Genomic DNA, 23,120 nt, shown 5'->3' on the forward strand with positions numbered 1-23,120 from the left:
TTTGTTTCTCTTATTTTTTTAGAGGGACGGGATGTTCTATAACTTCTACTTCTGCCATAGATTAGAGGTAAGAAGGAGGGGTACATGCTATGATCGAGCCAGGAAAGGTAAACAAACAGCATGATCTGCACATGCGCAGTCGTAAGCAGTTAGAGTTGACGGGCGTGCAAAATGTGGAGAGCTTCGACAGTGAGGAATTTTTGCTTCGTACAGAACTCGGCCATCTCACCATTCGCGGGAATCATTTACATATCAAAAATTTAAGTCTGGAGAACGGAATGTTGTCATTAGAGGGCAATGTACATTCCCTGATTTATCTCGATCCCGGATCGCAGGGCAAAAACAAAGGTCTACTCGGTAAGCTATTTAAATGAATCCTGCAGTTCAGTGGGTGACGCTGTTCTACATGATCATGGCTGGGTTGGCAATGGGACTGGCCTATGACAGCTACCGGGTGCTGTCGCTGAAGTTCAATTTTCCCAAATGGCTGAATGCTATGCTAGATCTACTATATTGGCTATGGGCCGCTTTGCTAGTATTTCGTATGCTATATGCCGGAAATCAAGGCCAACTGCGATTTTATGTCTTTTTAGGTTTGTTTCTAGGAGTATGGATCTATTTTTTAATCTTCAGTGTTACGGTACGGCGTTTTGTGTTAATGTTAATTCAATCGGTTCAGTATATGTTCAGGTTGCTATGGAGACTTGTGGAGATCCTGATAGGTACACCTCTTCGCTGGCTTTGGCGTTTTATTTTAGGACTGCTAAAGCTAACAGGTCGTATTCTATGGTTTATTCTTAAGCTTCTGCTGCGTCTGACCAAACCAATTTGGGTATTACCTGTAAGGTGGATCTCTCCACGGTTATCGCGGCTGACACATAGCGCCTGGATTGTGAAGATCACTGGATGGATTACCAAATGGCGGAAACGCTGACCTTGAATTAGGGGGTACGTTGCATGAACAGATTTACTGCGGAAGAGAAAAGTAATCATAGTAAAAATTCGGCCGCAGGCGCGAAGAGAAGAAGATTCATGTGGATTGTCTTTGTGGCACTATTTTTTGGCTGGGCGGGTTATACTTACTTCGATCAGAGTGCAGTCATTGCGGACAAGGGCAAGGAACTTGCGAAGAAACAGGAAACTAGTAAGGATGTCATGGCATCTTTAACTCAATTAAAATATGAATTATCCAGACTTAATGATGACGAGTATATTGGCCAATTAGCACGTAAATGGTACAATATCTATCCTCAAGGGGAAACTCCTATTCGAACAGAGCAATCCGAGCAATAATAGAGGTTAAAAGAGGCTTTTACTCTGTTGCCTTGATTTGCTCTTTACTGTATAATCAAATCACCGCAGACAGGATGACCTTAATATTCGTCTGTATATTTTTAAGGGAGGATCATTTTATTCTATGGCAATTGAAGTGGGCACCAAGTTAGAAGGCAAAGTGACAGGCATCACGCATTTCGGAGCATTTGTGGATCTGTCAGGAGGTGTCACAGGTCTCGTTCACATCTCGGAAATCGCCGATAATTATGTCAAGGATGTTAACGATCATCTGAAGATTAGTGATGTAGTAACAGTCAAGGTGATCAACGTCGATAAGGACGGCAAGATCGGACTTTCCATTAAGCAGGCTGTTGACAAGCCGGCATCGGAAGTACGTCCGCCTAGAGCTCCAAGACCAGAACGTCCTAGCGGCGGAGACCGTTTCGGCGGTGGCGGCGGCAGTGGTGGAGGCGGCGGTGGATTCAATCGTGAACGGGGTGGGCGTCCATTTAAGCCTGCAGCCGGTAAACCTTCATTCGAGGATAAAATGTCGCGATTCCTGAAAGACAGCGAAGAACGTATATCTTCGATCAAGAAGAACACAGAAGGAAAGCGCGGAGGCCGTGGAGCCAAACGCGTATAATCCAATAACCTGTACATCATAAATAACCGCAGGGGCATTTCGCCCTTGCGGTTTTTTTGTCATGTCATATAAAATTGCCGACAGCATCCATGCCATTCTCACATAACTCTAGGGCAATCGCTGACGAATGACCGCCGCGTCAGCGCGTGAAACTGCGTTGGAAATAATCTTGAAACTAATCAACCTACCGCCCCGCATGGGATAGAACAGCTTTTTTAAAGATCGCGGTCGAAGGCTTTTTTGTCGGAAATTTCTTGTGTGTGTCCCTCCATTTCTGACAAACTTTCTCAAATCCCCGGCTATATAATGAGTACCATAAATTCTTAAACGGGTGGTGTAGGGGAATGAGTAAAAGCAACGTGGTAAATTTGCCAGAGTGGACAAGAGTGGGAAGTGAAGATAAGAAGCAAAGACAAGCCTTACGCACGCGTATTGCAGCTTGGGGTCAGAAGCAGCGGTACATTCAGCTTATAGCAGCGAAGAAATGGATGCTTTTGCTTAGTTTCATGGGATTTCTGCTGGGTAGAGCCATGATTTTGGACGAACTATCTCCTTTTGCCGCCGCATACTTTGCCGTCATTGTGTTTATGCGTCGCGACTCTATTCTACCTGTAGCTGCAGCCATTATAGCTGGAAGTCTCTTTACCCCATTCCCTGGAGCTTTGATTATTACTGCTGAACTGATTATTTTCTTTCTAGTTTATAAAGGGCTGGAAAGTTATGAGCGAATAGACTTGTCCTATGCACCACTGATGGTGTTCGTGTCTTCGTTTATGGTTGGCTTGTTCCAGATCGTTATTGGCCCTTCTCTTTCTTGGTATCCGCTTATGATGACAACACTAGATGCTCTACTAGGCTTTGTGCTTACATTGGTGTTCATTCAAGCGCTACCTCTACTAACCTATAAGCAAAAGAGTAGAGCGCTCAGGAATGAGGAGATTCTATGCCTTATTATCTTGCTCGCCTCAGTAATGACAGGCCTAGTGGGTTGGACCCTTAACGGTTTGTCTTTGGAGCATATATTGTCACGTTATTTAATTCTTCTCTTCGCCATGGCAGGAGGGGCTCCTCTTGGTGCTGCTGTCGGGGTGGTGACCGGGTTGATTCTCAGTCTGGCGGATATCAGTGCAATCTATCAGATGAGCCTGCTTGCTTTTTCCGGAATGCTGGCGGGAATGATGCAGGGCGGCCGAAAAGGTGCAGTATCTATTGGGATGTTGCTAGGATCCACGATCCTTTCCGTCTATTTTACGGGTCCGGGTGATATGATGGCCTCAACATGGGAGACCTGTGTAGCGGTGGTGCTATTTCTTATAACGCCTAAGGCGATGATATCTGCTATTGCTAAATATGTTCCGGGCACATCAGACCATAGCCGATCTCAACATGAGTATGCACGAAGGGTAAGGGATCTAACGGCAGAACGGGTGACGCAATTCTCACAGGTATTCCAGCAGCTGTCGAGCAGCTTTGGGCAGATTCCACGCGCAGGAGAAGTAGGGAAATCAGACCGTGAGATGGAGGATTTCATGAATACGGTAACAGAGGGGGCCTGTGCGGGATGCATTCGGCGTTCCCACTGCTGGGATGCGAAATTCTATCAGACATATAGATACATGACAGATATGATGACCACTGTGGAGGAATGCCCTGATATTACGGCAGCTCAGTTACCACCGGAATGGAGCCGGATTTGCGGTAAAACTGGCGAAGTGCTTGAAGTCATGAAAGGGCAATATGATCTTTACCAACATGATATGCGATGGAAAAGACAAATATACGATAGTCGTCAATTTGTTGCCGAGCAGTTATCCGGCGTGTCGCAGGTTATGGAGGACTTAGCGCGAGAAATTAAACGTGAAGGACAGGCCATGTATCGCCAGGAAGCTCAAATCCGTGAGACATTGGAGAAATTGGGCTTGTCTATCCATGGCATTGAGATCTTAAGTCTGGACCCTGGGCGCGTAGAAATTGAGGTGGTTCATGCCTATACTCGTGGATTTGATGAATGCCGTAAAATGATCGCCCCGCTCTTATCTGACATTCTGGATGAGAATATTGCTGTCATGAGTGAGACGGCAGTCCATCCTAGGGAAGGCTTGTCGATGGTTACCTTCGGTTCAGCTAAAGCTTTTGAGGTAAACACAGGGGTGGCTGTCGTTTCTAAAAGTGGAGATATGCTGTCGGGTGACAGCTTCAGCACCGTAGAGCTTGGAAATGGTACCTTTGCGGTATCCATTAGCGATGGGATGGGAAATGGTGAGCGGGCGAGAATGGAGAGCAGTGCTGCACTTGGCATGTTAGAGAAGCTACTGCAATCGGGTATGGACGAGAAGCTGGCTGTAAAGTCGGTAAACTCTATTCTCTTATTACGTTCTCCCGACGAGTTCTATGCTACCGTCGATATGGCTTTAATCGATCAGTACTCTGCACAGACCACCTTTATGAAGATTGCTTCCGCACCGAGCTTTATCCGGAGGGGCAGTGAGGTCATTCCAATAACCTCTAGTAATCTGCCTATAGGAATCATTAAAGATATCGACGTGGATTTGATCAGCATGCAGCTTCGGGCGGGTGATATTTTGATTATGATGACGGATGGTATTTATGATGCGCCTGGATATGCCGTTAATAAGGAGATATGGATGAAACGGTTGATCCAAGAGCTTGAAGGGGATGATCCTCAAGATTTGGCGGATAGCCTGTTAGATAAGGTGATTCGTTATCAGGGCAATGAGATCCATGATGACATGACGATTGTCGTCAGTCGTGTTGATCATTTTCATCCGGAATGGTCCAGCCTGCATATGCCTGGTGTCGGCCGAATGGAGCGTCCGCGTACGGTGAGCTAGATGGTTGGGCACGCGCGAAGTGTCGTAATGCCTGTATGTTTAAGCACGCGCGAAGCGTCGTGTTGCTTGTATGTTTTAGTACGCGCGAAGCGTCGTGTACACTGTTATTGGTATAGGCCGAGGCGAGTCTGTGATGTGTAACTCGCCGACGTCTACTATTTACGTTTCAAAGGTTGACTGACTTTGGCGCATAATTTTTTCAGATCTTAACTGTTTACTAGTGAAGGTATGGAACGGAGAGAAATTTTGGAGCTGTAGAAGCGGAGCGTTCGCCTTTGTCCTCGGATTCCAACCGCAACAGGGGGTTCTAATCAGGGAATCTGAGGACAACAGCGATCGAAAGCCCAAACATTTCTCGCAGTTCCCCTATTCACTATCCCACAGTTCAGATCACAAATGTCCCCAACAATAGCGACCGTTTGAAATCTCTCATTTCTGGATATGCTAGAAACAGAGGTTTCAAACAAGGGGGAGTGGAGAGTTATGAAGCAGATTTTGCTCATTACTGACGGTTGTTCAAACGTAGGGGAAAGTCCGGTGATGGCAGCGGCGCATGCCTTGCAGGAGGGAATCACCGTAAATGTGGTCGGTGTAGTTGATTATGGTACGATCGGCGAACTCGGAAGCCGGGAAATAGCCGACATTGCCAAGGCCGGGGGAGGCCTTAGCCGAATAGTCGGAACGCCACAACTGGCGCAGACAATTCAGATGATGACACGGAAAACTGTGGTTCAGACGATCCAGCAGGCGGTTAATAAGGAAGTAAAAAAGATACTAGGTGAAGGGTCGCTGGAGCAGCTACCACCTGTTCAACGCTCGCAGGTTGTTACAGTTGTAGATGAACTAACAGAAACATCGCCACTGCGCATTGCGCTCCTTATCGATGCCAGTGCTAGTATGAAGCCTAAACTGGGTGCTGTGGAAGATGCGATTCGGGATTTGGCGCTCAGTCTGGAAGCTAGAGAAGGAAAGAGTGAGATCGCTGTGTTTCATTTTCCTGGAAATAACAGCAGCGAGGATGCCAGACTTGATTTAGATTGGACCAAGGATATGTCAGGTATTCGTACGCTATTCTCCAAATTACACATGAGAGGCGCAACACCGACGGGTCCAGCTATTTTCAAGGTGCTTGAACATTATCGTTATGATACACTGGATGAACATCGTGGACGGCGAATGGATGACCACGACGAAAGAGAAGGGATGATTGGTGGGTATGTCGTCTAATCCGTCCTATCCTACTGGCACCTTAATTACCGGCAAATGGCGGGGAAACCGTTATGTCGTGGAACGGATGCTGGGAAGGGGCGCGAACGGAACCGTATATCTTGTGCAAAGAGAAGGCAGACGGGAATGGTACGCGCTAAAAATCGGATACGATACACTTGAGCTGCAATCGGAGATCAATGTACTGACGTCGCTGCAATCGCGTCGAAAGCGCAATGAACACCGTGCTCGCCGTGAATCTCCATTATCTTCTTATTTCTTGGAATCGGATGATTTTGCGAATGGAAACAACGTACCTTTTTATGTCATGCGGTATGTTGAAGGCAAGCCTTTGCATCATTTTTTATCGAAGAATGGACCGGAATGGTTAGGTTTGGTAGGGCTTGGGTTGCTCGATAAGCTGCGCACATTACATGAATGCGGTTTTGTGTTTGGAGATTTGAAGCCGGAGAATGTAATGGTGTCCAATTACGGTGAAGTGGAGCTGATCGATTTTGGAGGCGCAAGCCCTAAAGGTCGTAGTGTGAAGCAATTTACGGAGTGGCATGACCGTGGCTTTTGGAATGCAGGTAGCCGCACGAGTGATGAGGGGTATGATTTATTCGCTTTTGCTGTGCTGTGCCTCCGTCTTTTAAATGAAGAGGGGCTCAAGAAAGCCGCGCTACAGTTGCCGCAGACAAGAAGTGTAGATGAACTGTTTAAGTTGGCCAGAAATCTACCCGACAAGAAACTATCCTCTTGGATTTGTTTGGCGTTAAAAGGAGGTTTCTCCGGTTCTGCAGATGCTACAGAGGTCTGGCGCAACCATATTTACAATTCGCGTAGAAAGCGACCTGATAGTATGGACACACCTCGCTGGCTTAAAAATGCTTTTGCATTATCCTTGTTCGTGCTTGCCTTTACGATTTATTGGGTATTTCGGTTTTGAACTTATACATATAGTTGAGAAAAGGGGGGCCGCATATGGAGCAAATGAATGGACTGATGGAGTCAGTATTGGAGTCAGCAGCCGAGCATGAGCTGTGGGCACCCCATGACACCATTGTAGTCGCAGTTTCCGGCGGCCCGGATTCTGTGGCTCTTTTGCATGTTTTGCATGAAATATCTTTAAACGTTATGCCACTTACCTTAATATGTGCTCATGTGAATCACGGATTTAGACCGGAGTCGAAGGAAGAGGCAGAGCTCGTACGTGGTATGGCTGAAGAACTGGGATTGCCCTTTGAGTTTGCGGAATTCGATATTCCCTCCTTGGCTAAAGAGAGTGGACTTGGTCCTGAGGGAACTGCACGTGAGAAGCGGTATGAATTTCTGATTGATACGGCACACCGATATGGGGCGCGTTCTGTTGCTCTGGCTCATCATGCGGATGATCAGGCAGAAACTGTCATTATGCGTTTATTACGCGGAAGTGGATTATCGGGACTGTCGGGTATCAAGTGGAAAAGAACAGAAAAAAAGGTGGAACTCATTCGCCCATTCCTACGTATTAACAAAACAGCACTTTTGGGTTTATGCCAAAATGAAGGTTTCACTTATGCTGAGGATGCCACCAATCTGCTAACGAAATACAAGCGGAATGCCATTCGTTTGGAAGTTCTTCCTTTTCTGGAAAAGTATAATGGAAGAGTGCGGCAGTCCCTCGTACAGCTTGCGGAAATTGCAGGGGCTGAGGATGAATATATGGAGGCATCTGCGGTAAAATGCTTTGAGGAGCTCGTTTCGGAAGGGGAAGGGAAATATACCTTTAACAGAGCTTCATTTGCGGCCATACCCTCCGCTTTACAACGGCGTTTGATTAAACTAATATTAAATTATCTGTCGGCGGATCTATCTGCCCTTGATTTCTCCAAGATTGAATCTGTACGTCGGGGAACGCTGCAGAGCTATCCCACCACCTGGAGTTTAGATTTAGGTGGAGGCCTGACTTGTGTGCGGCAATATGATATCATCTTGTTCTCGTCCAAGCCCGCGCAGCAACAGGCAAGCTATACATATCGTCTGTTTTTACCGGACTCCGAGCTTAAACTGGAGGAAATAGGTAAGGTGATGTCAATGGCGGTGCTGGAGAGAGAAAACTTTTTTGTACAGGGGGAGGATTATGGGAAGATGTCGGCTTGGTTTGACCGTGATGAACTGGTCTTTCCACTAACGATACGTTCCCGATTGCCTGGAGATACCATAAGAGTCATGGGATTAAACGGAAGCAAAAAGGTAAAAGATATTTATATTGATGATAAAATACCTGCTGCTAAACGTTCTATGATCCCCCTCGTTTGTGATGGTTTGGGCAATATCGTCTGGATTCCGGGCGTAAGACGCTCGATGCATGCCGCAGTAGGGCGGCACACGACCTCGGTACTTCTGTTGTCTCTAGCAGAGCTGGATGACCCTGAAGAAACGTAATGGTCGAAGTAAGTCTTTCATAGTATAACTTAGGAGGTTTCGCAAGTTGCAAAATGATATTCAAGAAGTCTTGATCACCGAAGAGGAACTTCAGCAGAAAATTAAGGAGCTCGGTCGAACACTGAGCGAAGAATACGCAGGCCGTACCCCTTTAGTCATTTGTGTACTAAAAGGCGCGTTTATATTTATGGCAGATTTGGTTAAAGCCATTACAGTACCTGTTGAGATGGATTTCATGGCAGTGTCCAGCTATGGAGCATCCACCAAGTCCTCTGGTGTTGTCAAAATTATTAAGGATTTGGATGTATCGGTAGAAGGCCGCGATATCTTGATCGTTGAAGATATTATTGACAGTGGCCTTACGCTCAGCTATTTGATTGAGCTGCTCCGCAACCGCAATGCTGCTTCTATCTCGGTGGTTACCTTATTTGATAAGCCATCAGGTCGTACGGTTAATCTTGAAGCCAGCTATACAGGCTTCGTGTTGCCAGACGAATTTGTAGTAGGCTACGGATTGGATTATGCCGAGCGGTATCGGAACCTCCCATATGTTGGAGTACTGAAGCCTGAGATTTATTCCAATTAAACTATTGATTGCCTTGATCATACGGATCAGGCACCCTTGGCTTCCTATATTTGAGGTGTCCCAAGAGGCTATGGTACAATAACTTGAGTGTTGCGAGAGGAGGTAGGGGATGAATCGGTTCATCCGGAATTCTGGTTTTTATTTGATTTTATTTTTAGTCGTGGTGGGTATTGTCCAGTTTGTGAGCAATGGAAATGAAGCCGCCGATTTCCCTAGATACGACGAGTTACGGCAGGAGATCAAGAACAACAATGTGAAGGATTTGACGGTTCAGTTTGAGGGTAATGCCTTTTTAGTTACAGGCGAATATAGAGAGCTGCCTGCCGATACTAAATCGAAAAGCTTCTCCACATATATTCCTCCAACAGATGCTGCTATTAATGAACTGATTCAGGCCAGTGATGTAAATGGCATTGAATTAACTCAGAAGAAAATGGAAGGTACCAGCATTTGGCTGACATTCCTTTCTTCCATTATCCCGCTGGTCATTATGTTCATCTTGTTCTTCTTCCTGTTTAACCAGGCGCAAGGTGGCGGCGGTAAAGTTATGAATTTCGGCAAGAGCAAGGCTCGGTTATATAATGAAGAGAAGAAGAAAATCAGCTTTGAGGATGTTGCAGGGGCTGATGAAGAGAAGCAAGAGCTTGTCGAAGTTGTTGAGTTCTTGAAAGATCCGCGTAAATTTGCAGCTGTCGGTGCACGTATCCCTAAAGGCGTACTGCTTGTAGGTCCTCCGGGAACAGGTAAAACATTGCTTGCACGTGCAGTAGCAGGTGAAGCCGGCGTTCCTTTCTTCAGTATTTCCGGTTCTGATTTTGTGGAAATGTTCGTGGGTGTCGGTGCTTCTCGGGTACGTGATTTGTTCGAGAACGCCAAGAAAAACGCACCATGTATTATCTTCATTGATGAAATTGATGCTGTGGGTCGTCAACGTGGCGCCGGACTCGGCGGCGGACATGACGAACGCGAACAGACACTTAACCAATTGCTGGTTGAGATGGATGGATTCGGTGGTAACGAAGGCATTATTATTGTTGCGGCAACTAACCGCGCTGATATACTTGATCCTGCATTACTTCGTCCAGGACGTTTTGACCGTCAAATTACGGTTGACCGCCCTGACGTAAAAGGTCGTGAAGCTGTACTTAAGGTTCACGCTCGTAACAAGCCGCTTACGAAAGATGTAAGACTGGATGTTGTCGCTAAACGTACAACTGGATTCACGGGTGCTGATCTAGAGAATCTGCTAAATGAGGCAGCGCTGCTAGCTGCACGTCGTAACCGCAAGGATATCTCCATGATTGAAGTGGATGAAGCCATTGACCGTGTTATCGTAGGTACTGAGAAACGTAGTCGTGTTATCAGCGACCGTGAGAAACGCATTGTAGCTTACCATGAAGCAGGCCATACTATCGCTGGTTATTTCCTTGAGCATGCTGATATGGTGCATAAAGTTACAATTATCCCACGCGGACGTGCAGGCGGATATGTAATTATGCTTCCGAAGGAAGATCGGATGATCGTTACCAAGCAGGAGCTTTTGGATAAGGTTACTGGATTACTTGGTGGACGTGTTGCCGAAGAATTGTTTATTGGTGAGATCGGTACGGGCGCATACAGTGACTTCCAACAGGCTACGCGTATCGTGCGTGCCATGATCATGGAATACGGTATGAGCGATAAGCTTGGACCTATGCAGTTCGGCTCTTCTCAAGGCCAAGTATTCTTAGGTCGTGATATTGGGCATGAACAGAATTATAGTGATTCCATTGCTTATGAGATTGATCAAGAAATGCAGAACTTTATTACTTCGAGCTACGAACGTTGTAAAGAGCTGTTGCTCAAACACTCTAAAGAAATGCATCTGATTGCCAACACGTTACTTGAGAAGGAAACACTTGAGCTTGATCAGATTAAAGAGCTGATTGAACAAGGATTCCTTTCTGAAGATGGTAAGGCTGAAGGTGGCGAAGGCGTTGCACTTGAAGTTGGTGAACCAGTCATTGATAATATCGGTGATGTGCGTGTTCGCATTCAAGGCAAGTCTGAAGATACGGAGTCCACGCCTCCGAACCTATCTAAGGAAATCCCGAACAAACCTGAGTCTGAGGGAAATGACGGATCTGATGATGACAATAAAGGCGGCGGAACTAGCCTTACCTAAGCAGGCTTACTATTCATAAGATGTAAAATTATCCGGAGAGCGTAATTGTTCTCCGGATTTTTTATTTTAATTTTTAGGTAATTTCATGCTTGGAAGCCTGTCTAGTCACATTGACAGGGGCTGGAACGTTGTGTACATTAGTGATTAATATTACTTACTATTATCATCAGCTTATTCATTTTTTCAGATGATGGCTCATGCCATTTGATAACATCGCGCCGGCGTAAAGCCGCGAAGATTTAAGGGGGAGAACAATCGGTGGAAGCTCTGGCACTTGAGCGCAAGCAGGAACAGAATCGTGAACTTCGTATACGTCTTGAACAGCTTAAAAAGGAAAGAAACGCAATCATTTTAGCTCATTATTATCAACGTGATGAAATTCAGGAAGTTGCCGATTTCCGGGGGGACTCTTTTTTACTCGCTCAGAAGGCTGCGGAGACAGATGCAGAGGTTATCGTATTCTGCGGTGTTCATTTCATGGGGGAAAGCGCTAAAATATTAGCACCAAACAAAACCGTCCTTATTCCTGATGAACGTGCAGGCTGCCCAATGGCTGATATGGTCAATGTAGATGGTTTGCGTAAGCTTAAAGCGCAACATCCAAATGCTAAAGTGGTGACTTATATCAACTCGTCTGCAGAGATTAAAGCGGAAACTGATATCTGTTGTACCTCTGCCAATGCCGTGAAAGTAATCGAATCCCTCGATGCTGAAGAAATTATCTGGGTACCCGATAAGAATCTTGGTCAATACGTACAGGATCAGACCGGCAAAAAACTGATTATTTGGGAAGGCTATTGCAACACTCACGATATGTTGACTGTTAAAGATGTAGTAGAAATGAGAGCAAAATACCCAGAAGCAGAATTTGTAGTTCATCCAGAATGTCGTCCGGAAGTAGTGGCCATGGGTGATTATGTAGGTAGTACTACATCCATTCTCGAGTATTGCCGGAAATCCGACCGTAAGCAATTTATCGTTGGAACTGAGGATGGTACAGGATATCAGCTTCGTAAAGATAGTCCGGATAAAGAATTCTATTTTGCTACAAAATTTCTTGTTTGTCCCAATATGAAAGTTAACAATCTAAAAAAACTGGTGAAATGCCTGGAGACAATGAAGCCACAAATCTATGTACCGCCTGCTGTCGCCGACAAAGCCAGAACTTCCCTAGAGCGCATGCTACAAGTCCGGTAGTATGCGCTACTCTTTCGTTGAAACAGGTGAAACGCGGTCATGATTCCACAATATTTGGTTGATTTTGATCTTCGGGATATTCCTAAAGTAAAGACAGATTGTATTGTTATCGGTTCAGGGATTGCCGGATTGTTCACGGCTATTAAAGCTAGTGAAGATCGGCGTGTCATTATGATCACAAAGAAATCAGTAATGGAGAGTAATACTCGCTATGCACAAGGGGGGATCGCAGCTGTAATAGCTGAGGACGATTCTCCTGCTTACCACCGGCAGGATACCTTAATGGCTGGAGCAGGTCTTTGCTCCTCCACAGCTGTCGATGCACTTGTTAATGAAGGACCAGATCGAGTTCATGAGCTAATTCGTTTAGGCACTCTTTTTGATAAGGAAGATGGGGTACTGGCTTTGACGCAGGAAGGAGCGCATAGCCACCGTCGTATTTTGCATGCTAATGGAGATGCTACAGGTTATGAGATTGTTCGTGCTTTGGCTGAACAGGTAGCAGAACATAAGAATATTGAGGTGTGGGATGATCATTACGTCATTGATCTCATCACTGAAGGCGGAGAATGTGTAGGCGCATTGTTGCAGCGTCCCGGGGGCGGACGGTTATTCCTGCAAGGGGATGCGACTATTTTGTGCTCTGGTGGAGCAGGACAATTATTTAGATACACTACCAACCCTGAAGTAGCTACAGGCGATGGGGTAGCCATTGCCTATCGAGCCGGCGCTCATATAAGAGATATGGAATTTATTCAATTTCATCCTACAGCATTGAGTTATCCTGGAGCTCCTAGATTCCTAATCTCCGAAGCAGTTCGTGGGGAAGGCGCAGTATTGCGCAATATTAATGGAGAGCGGTTCATGGAGCGTTATCATGAGTTGCTTGAGCTAGCCCCACGAGATATTGTAGCTCGGGCAATTGTAAGTGAAATGGAGCTTACAAAGTCAACGTTTGTCTATTTGGATATTACGCATGAATCTCCAGAAATGGTGAAGCATCGGTTCCCTACAATACATGAGACATGTATGGGCTATGGATTGGATATTACAAGTGATTGGATTCCAGTGGCTCCAGCTGCGCATTATATGATGGGGGGCATTAAGACCGATCTGAATGGGGAGAGTACGATTCCCCGCTTGTTTGCTTGCGGAGAGGTTTCTTCCACAGGCGTACATGGGGCTAATCGATTAGCAAGCAATTCATTATCAGAAGCAGTTGTTTTTGGGCATCGTATTATTGAGCGGATTCGCAAATTATCCCCGCTTGGACGTGATGTTGTATCAGTTAGCAGCAACGATGGGCGTGTTGATTCGCCAACTCAAGCTATTGTGGAACGCCGTTTGAAGCTGCAAAAGGTAATGGTTCGATATGCTGGATTACGACGTAATGAAGAGACCTTGTCTAAGGGAATAGAAGAATTGAAACGGCAGCTACCCATCTTTGGATCCGTATTGACTAAACGCGAGGAATACGAGTTCGCTAATATGCTGACCTGCTGTTTGCTCGTGACAGAGTCTGCTCTAGCACGGGAAGAGAGTCGGGGGGCACATTACCGTGAGGATTATCCGCAGCGAAGTGATGTTCAGTGGCGCAAGCACCTGCTTCAAATTCGCGATCTGGGAATAGTGGAGGAATTAAGCGATGATGTTTAATGGTTACAATGAAGAACTAGTACAATCCATCAAGGCTTGGCTGCGGGAAGATGTTGGTTCCGGGGATGTAACAACACAGATGACGATACCTGTTGGCCATCAATCTAAAGGGATTATTCATGCTAAAGAAGATGGCGTAATTTGTGGTATCCCAATTGCAGAGTTGGTTTTTGAAATTGTTGATCCTACGCTTAGCTTTACAGCCCTTGTAGAAGAAGGTCAAGCAGTGACCAAAGGGACTGTAATTATTGAGGTGGAAGGCAGCACACACGCAATTCTTACAGGTGAACGGCTTGCGCTCAATTTGATGCAGCGTCTTTCGGGTGTTGCCTCACGTACGGCATCTTTCGTACAGGTGCTTGATGGATTATCGACTCGTCTAGTAGATACACGGAAGACTACACCAGGCCATCGTATGCTTGAGAAATATGCAGTTCGTGTTGGTGGAGGCTTTAATCATCGCTTTGGCTTATATGATGCGGTTATGATCAAGGACAATCATATCAAAGGTGCGGGGGGTATTCGGCAAGCTGTAGGTCGTGCTCGAAAGAACATCCCGCATACGATGAGCATTGAAGTAGAGACTGAGAACTTAGAGCAAGTCGAAGAGGCGCTGGCAGCAGGTGCTGATATTATTATGCTGGATAATATGTCTAACGAGATGATGAAGCAAGCGGTGGCTAGGATTAAAGCTAAAGCGCCACATGTCAAGACAGAGGCCTCCGGCAATGTATCGTTAGAAACGGTTCGTGGGATTGCAGAAACAGGCGTGGATGTGATCTCTGTAGGGCGCCTTACGTACTCCTTCTCCAGTCTGGATATTAGTCTAGACCTTAATGCCAAGAAGGAAGGGCCTTCATCATGATGCTTGCTGTTGATATCGGTAATACCAATATTGTTCTCGGCGTATACAGAAAGCGTGAATTGTTGCATCATTTCCGTCTAAGTACTGCGCGCCAATCGACCGTGGATGAATATGGAGTGCTGATACACAATCTTTTTCAGATGTCAGGAATTTCTGTCAAAGAGGTGGAAGGTGTAATTATATCCTCGGTAGTTCCACCCCTGGTTAAGACTATCGTGGATATGTGTATAAAGTATATAGGCAAAGATCCGTTACTCGTGGGACCAGGGATAAAAACGGGCCTTAATCTTCGCTATGAGAATCCACGTGAGATTGGCGCAGACCGGATTGTTAATGCTGTGGCTGCGATTGAACAATATAAATGTCCGCTTGTTGTTGTTGATTTTGGTACGGCTACGACCTTTGATTGTATCGATGCGGGAGCTAATTATCTCGGAGGAGCGATTGTTCCGGGGCTTGGCATTTCTACAGAGGCCTTATATCAGCGAGCATCCAAACTGCCACGAATTGAGTTAGAGAAGCCTAAAAAAGTTATCGGACGTAATACAGTGCATGCTATGCAGGCTGGTATTATTTTTGGGTACGCGGGTCAGGTTGAGGGAATCGTTAAGCGTATCAAAATCGAGATGAATGCTCCGGGGCTAAAGGTTATTTCTACCGGAGGTCTCGCTTCGCTAATTGCAGGTGAGACGGATTGTATCGACGAAGTAAACCCCATGTTAACACTAGAAGGATTACGAATTATTTATGATCGTAACCAATAAAGATAAAGAAGCCTAAAGGGCGAAGAGATAGGAGGGCTAAGCACCCAATGGAAAAAAAGAAGGATCGACTTATCCGTGGAACGGCTATGAATGGTAAAGTGAGAGCGTTTGCTGTCCGCACAACAGAATTGGTCGAGGAATTGCGGCGTAGACATGATACGTATCCGACGGCAACAGCCGCGTTAGGACGTACGGTTACCGCTGCAGCCATGATGGGCGCTATGCTCAAAGGTAGAGAGAAGCTATGCATCATGGTCAAAGGGGATGGACCGATTGGACAAATTGTTGCGGAGTCCAATGCGTTGGGAGAAGTGTGCGGATATGTACACCATCCTCACGTTCACTTACCTAGCAATAGCATGGGCAAATTAGATGTAGCTGGAGCTGTAGGGACGGAAGGGTTCATTGATATTATTAAGGATTTGGGTTTAAAGGAACCTTATCGAGGTAGTATTCCAATCATCTCTGGAGAGCTTGCAGAAGATTTCACTTATTATTTCGCTGTATCTGAGCAAACCCCAGCTGCCGTTGGCTTGGGTGTACTAGTAGATACTGATGAGTCAGTAATTGTAGCCGGAGGATTTATCGTGCAGCTTCTTCCAGGACTGACGGATGCGGAGATTACGGAGATCGAAAAAGCTCTAGGGGCTATGCCTTCCGTGACAACACTCCTTGATCAGGGCTTAGAGCCAGAAGAAATGCTGCGTTTTCTTTTGCCGGATGCCGTGGTTATGGATGAACTGGATATTAACTTTGCTTGTCAATGTTCGCGTGAGCGGGTAGAGCAGACATTGATTAGCCTTGGGCAAGCTGAACTGGAGAGAATAATTGCAGAAGATGAACAGGCTGAAGTTGTATGTCATTTTTGCAACGAGGCTTATGTTTTTAATAAGGACGAATTACAGGTCATTTTAGAACAAGCGAACTCGTAGGTCATGGGATGATGACGAGACAGGAACGCGCACTTCGCAATACGGTTGTTATTCTAGCTGTTGCATCTTTAATGCTCGGGGGTCTGTTATTCTGGAGTTTACGCGCCATGGCCCTTCTAAAAGGAGATACAACAGAGAGTGAAATATCGGAGATAGCGACTGCAGGCGGGCAACCGATAACAGATAAGCAGTGGATGGATGAGCTGAAAAAAAAGCATGGTTACGAAGTGCTAGTTGGAATAATCAATCATATTGTTGTGGAGATGGAAGCTAAGGCTCTGGGGATTACTGTGACGGATGATGAGGTTGAGCAGGAGCTTGCACGAACTATGGTTGGATACGGATCCGAAGAACAGTATTATGCGCAAATGCAGTCTCAGCTGGGTTTATCCCGTCAGGAAGTGTTCGCAGAGACAGCTTATCGTCTAACCTTACAAGCGATAGCCACCGTGGGTATTACGATTAATGAAGCGGATATCGATACTTATTTAGATCAAAATGCTGAGCGGTTTACTCCGAAAAGAGAACTAGAGCTCTCCATGATCAAGGTTTCATCTTATGAAGAAGGCGAGCAGGTAATGGATCGTTTGGAGCAGGGTGAGAACTTTGCTGATTTGGCTAGGGAAGTGTCCATTGATGAAGCGAGTCGGCAGCAAGGAGGCAGCTTGGGGAAGGTGGAGGAAGACGATCCTTTTTGGCCTGAAGGACTGCTTAAGACTGCGGCTAGTTTGGATGCGAGTGATATAGCGGGACCGATTCAGGCGGAGGACGACTTCGCTATCATTCGACTAGAGAGTATTCACTCTCCAGCAGTTCCGGACCAGAAGGAGATACGGGCGCTGATACGTCAAGAACTGGCTTTGGAGCAAGCACCTCCTCTACAACAAGTAGAGAGTGATTTGCGTACAAAATATGATGTGGCAATAAATATTGACAACAGCCTGCAAGATTGATAATATGATATTAACGTAAAACCTACCGTTTTAGTCGGAAATAACTAACGGTGGTCAAATATCTACACCTCTTTATAGCAGTTATTACTGCGTAAAAGGCACCCACATACAGAAGAGTAAAGTCATAATTTACGTTCTTATATTGCACTTATCATTCTAAGGAGGTTTTTGCTCATGGCTAAAGTCGTTAACAACGTAACAGAATTGATCGGCGGTACTCCGCTCGTTCGTTTGAATCGTCTGGCACAGGAAGGCTCCGCAGATATTTATTTGAAATTGGAATATCAGAACCCGGGATCAAGCGTAAAAGACCGTATCGCAATCAGCATCGTGGAAGAAGCTGAGCGCGAAGGTCTACTGAAGCCAGGAGGTACAATTGTAGAAGCAACTAGTGGTAATACTGGTATCGGCTTGGCACTTGTAGCTGCGGCTAAAGGTTATAAGGCAGTTATCGTAATGCCTGAAACCATGAGCTTGGAGCGTCGCAATCTACTTCGTGCATACGGAGCAGAATTGGTACTAACTCCAGGATCGGAAGGCATGAATGGTGCGGTTAAGAAAGCGGAAGAAATTCTGAAAGAGAACCCAAGCTATTTCCCATCCGAGCAATTCAAGAATAAAGCGAACGTGAAGATCCACCGTGAGACCACTGGACCTGAAATCGTTGAAGCGATTGAGTCCATCGGTGGCCCACTGGATGCTTTTATTGCAGGTATCGGAACAGGTGGAACGATCACGGGTGCAGGTGAAGTGCTGAAGAGCAAATATCCTGACGTGAAGATCTATGCTGTGGAACCTGCTGCTTCTCCAATCTTGGCAGGAGGCAAACCAGGCCCTCACAAAATCCAGGGTATCGGAGCTAACTTCATTCCTGAGATTCTGAACCAGGATATTTATGATGAGATTATCCATGTAGAGAACGATGAAGCATTCGAAACTGCACGCCGTGTAGCTAAAGAAGAAGGCGTTCTTTCCGGTATTTCTTCAGGTGCTGCTGTGTTTGCGGCGCTTAAGGTAGCTAAAGACTTGGGTCCTGGCAAAAAGGTAGTTGTCATTATTCCAAGTAACGGTGAACGTTACCTGAGCACACCACTTTACAATTTCGAAGCGTAATTGCTTGCAATAACGTAAATCTATAAGAGTCTTCATACCACCCTTTTGGTGGTGATGGAGACTCTTTTCGTTGATTAATAAGGCAAAAGGTTCTGTACATATACGGCAGGCTTGACGCGGTAACATCATTATTGTTGAAAAACACTTTGCTTTTTACTGAAAACGCAAAAACCATAATAATTTCCTATCGCTGGGGGCTTTTCAATAATGCCTTAAGTACAGTATACTGACAGGCAACATACTACTGACGATTTAAAATAGGTGAAGGCTGGACAAAACTAATGGAATGCTTACGAAGCGATTTTTGTTGAGAAGTGATGACTACGATGTAATGGCTTCATAAAACTAAGCAAATGCTTACGAAGCGGGTTTTGTCCCGAAGAATAAACTGTAGGATTATGATAGACAAAACTTAAGCAAATGCTTACGAAGTAAGTTTTATTGCGAAGTGATATCTATGATGTAATGGCTCCATAAAACTAAGCAAATGCTTACGAAGTAAGTTTTGTCCCGAAGAATAAATTGTAGGATTATGCTAGACAAAACTTTTAGGAGGATGGCTTTGGAAATCATAACGACATGGCATGAGTGGGAACAATGGGCAGCTGAGGACTGGAGCATGTTCCCTTTAATAATAAAATCCCCCCGGTGCACAAACGAGTTGCCTGCATCGTGGGAGAAGGCCTGGGAATTAGCTTCCCAGTATTCTGTAGTCTTAGAAAGTGGCAAGGGTGGGCGATTTACGTACTTAGGCTTGAATCCTATATCCATATTGAAGGGAAAAGAGGACAAGGCCGAAGTATTTAACTTTTCTACTGAATCTTTGGAATCAGCGGACGATGAGGAAATACTTGAGGTAACAACGCTGCAAGGACAGCCGCTGGAACTGCTACAGCAATGGATGTCTGGCTTCACCTCGCCAAGTCTAAATGTTCAGGGCATTCCTCCATTTACAGGTGGATGCATTGGATTTCTAGGGTACGATGTGGTCCGCTCATTGGAGCGTTTGCCGTCTCTTGCACAAGATGATCCTGGTTTTCCTGATTATCTTTTTATGAGGATGGATGAGGTATGGATTTATGATCATGAAGAGCATGTGCTTTATTGTGCAGTTCACGTCCCGGTTCCAGCAGAATGCGGGATGGAGGAATTGCAGAACCTTTACCTCGGGGGGATAGAGCAGGCCGGGCGAATGGTTGAGCAATGGCAGTTGATTTCTTCAACCTCGGGCTTGAACAAAGAAACCGTAGATAGCATTGAATCCATTACGGCTTCATCAGGAGAGTGGCCGGGCATGACCTCGGCTTTTTCACCAGAGAAGTTCCAGCAGGCTGTGCTGGACGTTCAGGAATACATCCGCCAAGGCGATGTATTCCAAGTGAACCTCTCGCTGCGCCAGGAGGCGCAGCTGAAGTCCTCGCCGGAGGATGTTTACGAGTGGCTGCGCAAGCTCAATCCGTCCCCGTACATGGGGCTCTTGCGGTCGCCCGGCTTCGCGCTGTCCAGCGCTTCACCGGAGCTGCTCGTCAAGCTGCACGGGGACAAAGTGAGCGCACGGCCAATCGCCGGCACCCGGCGCCGAGGCCTGACTCCCGCGGAGGATGCCGCCATGGAGGCGGAGCTTCGCGGGAGCGAAAAAGAGATCGCCGAGCATATCATGCTTGTCGATCTAGAGCGCAACGACATTGGACGTGTCGCTGCATACGGGTCCGTCAGCGTACCTGAGCTGATGACGGTGGAGCGCTACTCTCATGTGATGCATCTCGTTTCGCAGGTTGAGGGCCAGGTCGCGCCCGATAAGGACGCTTACGCTGTTATCGCAGCTTTGTTCCCGGGGGGGACGATTACAGGTGCGCCTAAAGTAAGAACAATGGAAATCATTGAAGAACTGGAGCCGGTTCGGCGTGGACCGTATACAGGATCCATGGGCTTTATTGACTATAACGGAAATATGGAATTAAATATTATTATTAGAACACTGGCTGTAAAGGATGGAGTCGGATATATTCAGACAGGTGCAGGCATCGTGATCGACTCTGATCCATATCGTGAATACCGTGAATGCCATAATAAAGCCAAAGCGGTAGTGAAGGCAGTCCTCTGTAGTGAATTGCAGCAGGAATCCCAAACTACCGGCGGCGCCGAAGGGGGAGAAACACTGTGATCTTGGTCATCGATAATTATGATTCCTTTACGTATAACCTCGTGCAGTATTTGGGGGAACTAGGGGAAGAGGTTAAAGTACACCGCAACGATGAAATTACCATTGAAGAGATTGAAAAAATGGCTCCCGATCATATTCTAATTTCTCCAGGACCATGTACACCTAATGAAGCGGGGATCAGTTTGGAATTATTGCATCATTTCAAAGGTATTATTCCGATCTTCGGCGTATGCCTTGGACATCAGGCGATTGGCCAAGCATTTGGTGGCAATGTTATTCGTGCAGAGCGTTTGATGCATGGAAAGACATCTCCGATTCATCATAAAGGCACGTCGGTTTTTGAAGGTCTGGAGTCTCCTTTTACAGCAACTAGATATCATTCTTTGATTGTTGAACGTGAGAGTCTGCCGGATTGTCTGGAGATTACAGCGGAGACTGAAGAAGGGGAGATTATGGCACTGCGCCATAAAGAATACCCTATCGAAGGTGTGCAGTTCCACCCGGAATCTATTATTACGGATCATGGTCATACGATGCTGCGTAATTTCTTGAAACGGAGAGCCGGAGAAACGGCATGAAATATATAGGATTTAACAATGATGTCATAGATGCACGACAAGCCGTGGTTTCCGCACTGGATCACGGCTTTTTATACGGCATAGGGTTATTCGAGACTTTTCGGACGTATGGTGGACTGCCTTTTTTGCTGGAGCGTCATTTGAAGCGTATGGCGGAGGGGTGTAAGGAGCTTGGTATTCCCTTTGAGCAGGATGCTGAACATCTGCAGGAGTGGATTCAACGTGTTATGGACAAAAATGAATTAAAGGAAGCTTATATACGCTATACCGTGACCGCTGGCGAGGATATTCTCGGATTACCGGCGGACGATTACCGTGAGCCTAATCATTTGCTGTACATCAAAGCGCTCCCGAAAGCTCCTGATAAACTATATACCGAAGGCAAAGAGCTGCAACTGTTGTCCTTACGACGTAACACTCCTGAGGGAGCAGTGCGGTTCAAGTCGCTGCATTATATGAATAATATTTTGGCCAAGCGTGAGCTTAGGGGGTATGCCTCTGCTTCGAATGGTTCTGAAGGACTGATGTTGACCGAACAAGAGATCATAGCAGAGGGCATTGTCAGCAACATCTTTTTTATAAAAAACAATATTCTCCATACGCCGGATATCTCAACTGGGATTCTGCCGGGAATTACCCGGGAAATGGTAATGGAGCTGGCTCGTAGTGCTGGAATTAGGGTAGAAGAGGGCGCATATCACTGGGAGCAGTTGAAAATAGCTGACGAAGTATTTCTTACTAATTCCGTGCAAGAAATTGTTCCTGTCACAACGCTTTGGGAAAAAGATAAAAGATTTACCGTAGGCGATGGCCTTTGCGGCAAGATTACTTCGGTTATGATTTCAGCCTATAGAGAAAGGACGGGAGTATCGAATTGAGACCAATCATATTTAAGCGGACGTACCGCTGTGGGAGTACAGATTTACAATTGGGAGATCGAACGCTGATTATGGGCATCCTGAATGTAACCCCGGATTCTTTTTCAGATGGAGGACTTTGTGATCATCCGGACAAAGCAGTAGAACATGCGCTGCGCATGGCTGCCGACGGTGCTGATATTATAGATATTGGTGGGGAGTCTACCCGTCCGGGTCATAAACCGGTGGGGCTTGAAGAGGAACTAGCGCGTGTATTACCTGTCATCGAGAGTATTCATCGAGCGGCACCGCATATTCCTTTATCTATTGATACCTACAAAGCTGAAGTGGCACGCCAAGCTATTGCCGCTGGTGCTCATATCATTAATGACATATGGGGATGTAAGGCAGATCCGGAAATGGCGGCAGTGGCAGCAGCTGCGGACTGTCCTATTATTTTGATGCATAACCGTCAGGATCGTGAGTATACAAATCTAAGTGCAGATATGTCGGCAGACCTTAAGGAAAGTATTGACCTTGCTTTAGCCGCAGGCGTGAAGCCGGCCAATATTATCTTGGATCCAGGGATCGGCTTTGCTAAGGATTTTAATGAAAATTTGCAGGCAATGATACTTTTAGACCGATTAACTGATCTTGGCTATCCGCTGTTACTCGCGACTTCACGCAAAAAATTCATCCGGACGGTACTTGATTTACCCTCTGATGATGTTGTCGAAGGTACCGCAGCTACTGTAGCTTTCGGTATTGCTCAGGGCTGCCAGATCGTACGTGTGCATGATGTATCCCTGATTAAAAGAACGGTCAAGATGTGTGATGCGATGTTGTATGCTGCACCTCCAGTGGTGCGTGAATAAAGATATTTTAGAA

The 23,120-nt window shown here is 46.1% G+C and carries 21 protein-coding genes; all 21 read left to right on the top strand.

Translation table 11 applies throughout. The features are described from left to right. The first annotated feature begins 89 nt into the window (after window positions 1–89). The 21 genes from yabP (at window position 90) to folP (ending at window position 23,107) form a co-directional block, all read left to right on the top strand. Window positions 90–374, top strand: a complete 285-nt coding sequence (gene yabP / locus R50345_RS00305; protein WP_042123140.1) for a sporulation protein YabP — start codon at window positions 90–92, stop codon at window positions 372–374. Then, a complete protein-coding gene (gene yabQ / locus R50345_RS00310; protein WP_042123142.1) occupies window positions 371–934 on the top strand; it encodes a spore cortex biosynthesis protein YabQ in 564 nt (187 codons plus the stop codon). Before yabP ends, yabQ begins: the two co-directional genes overlap by 4 nt. Window positions 935–957: 23 nt before the next feature. Further along, window positions 958–1,293: an FtsB family cell division protein gene (locus R50345_RS00315; protein WP_042123145.1), complete on the top strand. Its 336-nt coding sequence runs from the start codon at window positions 958–960 to the stop codon at window positions 1,291–1,293. A 124-nt stretch (window positions 1,294–1,417) separates the two neighbouring features. After that, complete coding sequence (locus R50345_RS00320; protein WP_036678766.1) at window positions 1,418–1,918, top strand: S1 domain-containing RNA-binding protein; 501 nt, start codon at window positions 1,418–1,420, stop codon at window positions 1,916–1,918. Between the two features lie 344 nt (window positions 1,919–2,262). After that, the gene (gene spoIIE / locus R50345_RS00325; RefSeq protein ID WP_042123147.1) at window positions 2,263–4,770 is read left to right on the top strand and encodes a stage II sporulation protein E; all 2,508 of its coding nucleotides are present in this window, start codon (window positions 2,263–2,265) and stop codon (window positions 4,768–4,770) included. A 483-nt stretch (window positions 4,771–5,253) separates the two neighbouring features. Next, entirely contained in the window at window positions 5,254–5,997 is a 744-nt protein-coding gene (locus R50345_RS00330) for a vWA domain-containing protein (protein ID WP_042123149.1), read from the top strand. Beyond that, window positions 5,987–6,925, top strand: a complete 939-nt coding sequence (locus tag R50345_RS00335; protein WP_042131739.1) for a serine/threonine protein kinase — start codon at window positions 5,987–5,989, stop codon at window positions 6,923–6,925. Before R50345_RS00330 ends, R50345_RS00335 begins: the two co-directional genes overlap by 11 nt. A 35-nt stretch (window positions 6,926–6,960) precedes the next feature. Further along, on the top strand, window positions 6,961–8,403 hold the full coding sequence (tilS, locus tag R50345_RS00340; RefSeq protein ID WP_042123151.1) for a tRNA lysidine(34) synthetase TilS: 1,443 nt from the start codon (window positions 6,961–6,963) through the stop codon (window positions 8,401–8,403). Window positions 8,404–8,449: 46 nt separating this feature from the next. Further along, window positions 8,450–8,989 carry a hypoxanthine phosphoribosyltransferase gene (hpt, locus tag R50345_RS00345; protein ID WP_042123153.1) on the top strand — a complete coding sequence of 180 codons (540 nt, stop codon included), beginning with the start codon at window positions 8,450–8,452 and terminating at the stop codon, window positions 8,987–8,989. 109 nt (window positions 8,990–9,098) lie between these two features. Then, complete coding sequence (gene ftsH, locus R50345_RS00350) at window positions 9,099–11,153, top strand: ATP-dependent zinc metalloprotease FtsH (protein ID WP_042123154.1); 2,055 nt, start codon at window positions 9,099–9,101, stop codon at window positions 11,151–11,153. 258 nt (window positions 11,154–11,411) lie between these two features. Then, the gene (gene nadA / locus R50345_RS00355; RefSeq protein ID WP_042123156.1) at window positions 11,412–12,350 is read left to right on the top strand and encodes a quinolinate synthase NadA; all 939 of its coding nucleotides are present in this window, start codon (window positions 11,412–11,414) and stop codon (window positions 12,348–12,350) included. Window positions 12,351–12,389: 39 nt separating this feature from the next. Further along, window positions 12,390–14,006 (top strand): L-aspartate oxidase, encoded by a 1,617-nt coding sequence (gene nadB / locus R50345_RS00360; RefSeq protein WP_042123158.1) that lies wholly within the window; start codon window positions 12,390–12,392, stop codon window positions 14,004–14,006. Continuing rightward, the gene (gene nadC / locus R50345_RS00365) at window positions 13,996–14,871 is read left to right on the top strand and encodes a carboxylating nicotinate-nucleotide diphosphorylase (protein WP_042123160.1); all 876 of its coding nucleotides are present in this window, start codon (window positions 13,996–13,998) and stop codon (window positions 14,869–14,871) included. Before nadB ends, nadC begins: the two co-directional genes overlap by 11 nt. After that, on the top strand, window positions 14,868–15,635 hold the full coding sequence (locus R50345_RS00370) for a type III pantothenate kinase (RefSeq protein ID WP_042123162.1): 768 nt from the start codon (window positions 14,868–14,870) through the stop codon (window positions 15,633–15,635). Before nadC ends, R50345_RS00370 begins: the two co-directional genes overlap by 4 nt. 47 nt (window positions 15,636–15,682) lie before the next feature. Then, window positions 15,683–16,567 carry an Hsp33 family molecular chaperone HslO gene (gene hslO / locus R50345_RS00375; RefSeq protein ID WP_042123163.1) on the top strand — a complete coding sequence of 295 codons (885 nt, stop codon included), beginning with the start codon at window positions 15,683–15,685 and terminating at the stop codon, window positions 16,565–16,567. Between the two features lie 8 nt (window positions 16,568–16,575). Continuing rightward, window positions 16,576–17,520 (top strand): peptidylprolyl isomerase, encoded by a 945-nt coding sequence (locus tag R50345_RS00380; RefSeq protein ID WP_081953962.1) that lies wholly within the window; start codon window positions 16,576–16,578, stop codon window positions 17,518–17,520. A gap of 174 nt (window positions 17,521–17,694) precedes the next feature. After that, window positions 17,695–18,633, top strand: a complete 939-nt coding sequence (gene cysK / locus R50345_RS00385) for a cysteine synthase A (RefSeq protein WP_042123166.1) — start codon at window positions 17,695–17,697, stop codon at window positions 18,631–18,633. 556 nt (window positions 18,634–19,189) lie between these two features. Further along, entirely contained in the window at window positions 19,190–20,797 is a 1,608-nt protein-coding gene (locus R50345_RS00390) for an anthranilate synthase component I family protein (protein ID WP_042123168.1), read from the top strand. Further along, complete coding sequence (gene pabA, locus R50345_RS00395) at window positions 20,794–21,375, top strand: aminodeoxychorismate/anthranilate synthase component II (protein ID WP_042123170.1); 582 nt, start codon at window positions 20,794–20,796, stop codon at window positions 21,373–21,375. Before R50345_RS00390 ends, pabA begins: the two co-directional genes overlap by 4 nt. Then, window positions 21,372–22,253, top strand: a complete 882-nt coding sequence (pabC, locus tag R50345_RS00400) for an aminodeoxychorismate lyase (RefSeq protein WP_042123172.1) — start codon at window positions 21,372–21,374, stop codon at window positions 22,251–22,253. The genes pabA and pabC overlap by 4 nt, the downstream gene beginning before the upstream one ends. Beyond that, entirely contained in the window at window positions 22,250–23,107 is an 858-nt protein-coding gene (folP, locus tag R50345_RS00405; protein WP_042123174.1) for a dihydropteroate synthase, read from the top strand. The genes pabC and folP overlap by 4 nt, the downstream gene beginning before the upstream one ends. Window positions 23,108–23,120 lie beyond the last annotated feature (13 nt).

The sequence above is a fragment of the Paenibacillus sp. FSL R5-0345 genome (genome assembly GCF_000758585.1).
Taxonomy (GTDB): domain Bacteria; phylum Bacillota; class Bacilli; order Paenibacillales; family Paenibacillaceae; genus Paenibacillus_AQ.